The sequence below is a fragment of the Neisseria sp. P0022.S010 genome (genome assembly GCF_051956635.1).
Genome location: NZ_JBQCXF010000364.1, coordinates 1 through 3039, shown reverse-complemented (window position 1 = coordinate 3039; position 3039 = coordinate 1). Strand labels below are relative to the sequence as shown.

The window sequence follows — 3039 nt, the reverse complement described above, 5'->3', positions numbered from 1 at the left end:
ATGCAGTAGGTATTCGTCCGTTGAAATAATAGCAAGGCCGTCTGAAAATTTCAGACGGCCATAATATCGTTTATTATTTGAAATATAATCGTTTTTCTAGGGTTTCTTATATGAAAAAAACCTTTCCCCTTATCTTGCTCAGCCTTTCATTGGCTGCCTGCGGCGGTAAATCTGAAGATAATGCAGCCAATGATGCTGCTTCAGGCAAAGCGCCAAAGCCTACCTTCAAAGTTAAATATATCGATGAACAAGCCATAGCCGGTTTGGATTTAGGTACAGCTCAAGAAGGCGAAACGAAAGAAGGTAAAAAACAACGCACCTATCCGATTAACGGCATAGAGGGTGGCGTCATCAATCTGATTGGCAAGCACCCTACCGACTTAGAAGTCATCAGCGGCCAATGCATGGAAAAAAATGAAAAAGGCATTTCAGCCGGCTGGTCAGCCAACGGCATCTGCCACACTGCCTTTGCAAAAATGGTGGACAATATTGCCCAAGACGGCAGCAAACTGACCGACTATCTGATTTCACACGCTGCTTTGCAACCTTATACCGAAGGCAAAAGCGGTTATGCCGCCGTACAAAACGGCCGCTATATTTTAGAAATTGACAGCGAAGGCACGTTCTATTTCCGTCGCCGTCATTACTAAACTCCTGACCATCCTATTTTCCCCCTGACACAAGGACTGAATCATGGCCCAAGTTACTTTCCAAGGCTCACCTATTTCTACAAACGGCAATTTGCCCGCTATCGGCCAAGTTGCACCTGATTTCACATTGGTAGCGGCAGACCTATCTGAGAAATCATTGGCTGACTTTGCAGGTAAACGCAAAGTGCTGAATATTTTCCCCAGCATTGACACCGGCGTATGCGCCCAGTCCGTCCGCACTTTCAACAAACGTGCCTCTTCGTTAGAAAATACCGTCGTCTTGTGTATTTCTGCCGATTTACCGTTCGCACAAGCCCGTTTCTGCGGCGCAGAAGGTTTGGAAAATGTAGTGACACTTTCTACATTCCGCAGCAGCTTTTCTAACGATTACGGTGTTACACTGACAGAAAGCCCATTACGCGGCCTGACTGCCCGCGCAGTGGTGGTTTTAAATGAGCAAAACCAAGTTCTCCACGCTGAATTGGTTTCTGAAATTGCGAACGAGCCTGACTACGAAGCGGCTTTGGCTGTTTTGTAATCAACCAAATAAAATCAGGCCGTCTGAAAATTTTCAGACGGCCTTTTGCTTATCTTAAAAATAAAAACGGTAGCTTAAAAGCTACCGTTTTCTGTTTCAAACCTTATACAGATTTATCTGTTTTGTCTGCTTCTACTGGCTCAGTATTCTGAACCTCATTTTGCTCAACAGGTTCAACAGCTTCAGCAACAGGCGCTTCAGGCTCTTCTACTTTGTCATCGCGGACATTGTGGCTGTAATCCTTAGGCGGACTAGGCTGTTTACCGGCCATAATTTCCAAAACTTGGTCTCGATCGATGGTTTCCCAATCCATCAGTGCTTTACACATGGTTTCCATCTTATCGCGATTTTCATCCAAGATTTTGTAAGCCACTTGGTATTGCTCATCCAAAATACGGCGGATTTCCGCATCGATATCTTGTTGGGTTTTTTCGGAAATATTTTGAGAACGGGTTACGCTGCGACCCAAGAATACTTCACCTTCGTTCTCAGCATAAACCATCACCCCCATTTTATCGCTCATACCATAACGCGTTACCATCTCGCGTGCCATTTGAGTTGCACGCTCAAAGTCGTTAGATGCGCCGGTAGAAATACGGCCGACAAAAATATCTTCAGCAATACGGCCACCAAACAAGATTGAGAGCTGGCTCAGCATTTGGTCTTTGTACATGCTGATACGGTCACGCTCAGGCAGCTGCCAAGTCAAACCCAATGCACGGCCACGAGGCATAATGGTTACTTTGTGAACAGGATCGGTAAACGGCAGGCTTTCCGCTACGATGGCATGGCCGGCCTCATGATAGGCTGTCGCACGTTTTTCATCTTCGTGCATCACCATGCTGCGACGTTCCGGACCCATGTAAATTTTGTCTTTCGCATCTTCAAAGTCACTTTGATCGACTTTAACTTTATTGCGGCGGCCGGCAAACAAAGCTGCTTCATTGACCAAGTTTGCCAAATCCGCACCTGAAAAACCAGGGGTACCGCGTGCTAAAGAAGTCAAATCTACGGATGCATCCAAAGGTACTTTTTTAGCGTGTACTTTCAAGATTTGCTCACGGCCACGGATATCAGGCAATGGAACAACGACTTGACGGTCAAAACGGCCCGGACGCTGCAACGCAGGGTCAAGTACATCAGGACGGTTGGTTGCTGCGATCACAATAACGGTTTGGTTGCTTTCAAAACCATCCATTTCAACCAACAATTGGTTCAATGTTTGCTCACGCTCGTCATTACCACCGCCCAAACCGGCACCGCGCTGACGGCCGACAGCATCAATTTCATCGATAAAGATAATACATGGCGCGTTTTTCTTGGCCTGCTCGAACATATCGCGGACACGGCTCGCACCGACACCGACAAACATTTCTACGAAGTCAGAACCTGAAATACTGAAGAATGGCACACCGGCCTCACCAGCAATCGCTTTGGCCAGCAATGTTTTACCCGTACCAGGGCTACCGGCCAACAAAATACCGCGCGGTACACGACCACCCAGACTTTGGTAACGGTTAGGCGATTTCAGGTAATCCACGATTTCTTGTACTTCTTCTTTTGCCTCATCACAACCTGCGACATCAGCAAAAGTCACTTTATTGGAATCTTTGTCTAACAAACGTGCACGGCTCTTACCAAAAGAGAATGCGCCGCCTTTACCGCCACCGCCGCTTTGCATGCGCATGAAGTAGAACCATGCGCCAATCAATAACAAAACAGGCAGCAGGCTGTAAAACAGACTGGCCAGCATGCTTGGTTTTTCTTCCGGAGTCACTTTGACGCGTACTTTGTTGTCCAACAGTGTTTTAACCAAGTTGTCATCCAAAGGCGCATTGGTATAGAAGGCAG

At 46.8% G+C, this 3039-nt stretch carries 3 protein-coding genes; 2 read left to right on the top strand and 1 reads right to left on the bottom strand.

Translation table 11 applies throughout. The annotated features are described in order from the left end of the window. Nucleotides 1-110: 110 nt before the first annotated feature. Both ACTHUT_RS16770 and tpx read left to right on the top strand, forming a co-directional pair. Entirely contained in the window at nucleotides 111-650 is a 540-nt protein-coding gene (locus ACTHUT_RS16770) for a hypothetical protein (protein WP_070631086.1), read from the top strand. Between the two features lie 43 nt (nucleotides 651-693). Beyond that, entirely contained in the window at nucleotides 694-1188 is a 495-nt protein-coding gene (tpx, locus tag ACTHUT_RS16765) for a thiol peroxidase (RefSeq protein WP_070631083.1), read from the top strand. 103 nt (nucleotides 1189-1291) lie between these two features. Here the strand turns inward: tpx and ftsH are convergent. Further along, nucleotides 1292-3039: ATP-dependent zinc metalloprotease FtsH (ftsH, locus tag ACTHUT_RS16760; protein ID WP_440419128.1), on the bottom strand; the 1748-nt coding region annotated here is incomplete at its 5' end.

Bases quoted from the DNA above. Each gene is read 5' to 3' on its own strand.
- ACTHUT_RS16770 (WP_070631086.1), top strand. From the start codon at position 111: ATGAAAAAAACCTTTCCCCTTATCTTGCTCAGCCTTTCATTGGCTGCC.
- tpx (WP_070631083.1), top strand. From the start codon at position 694: ATGGCCCAAGTTACTTTCCAAGGCTCACCTATTTCTACAAACGGCAAT.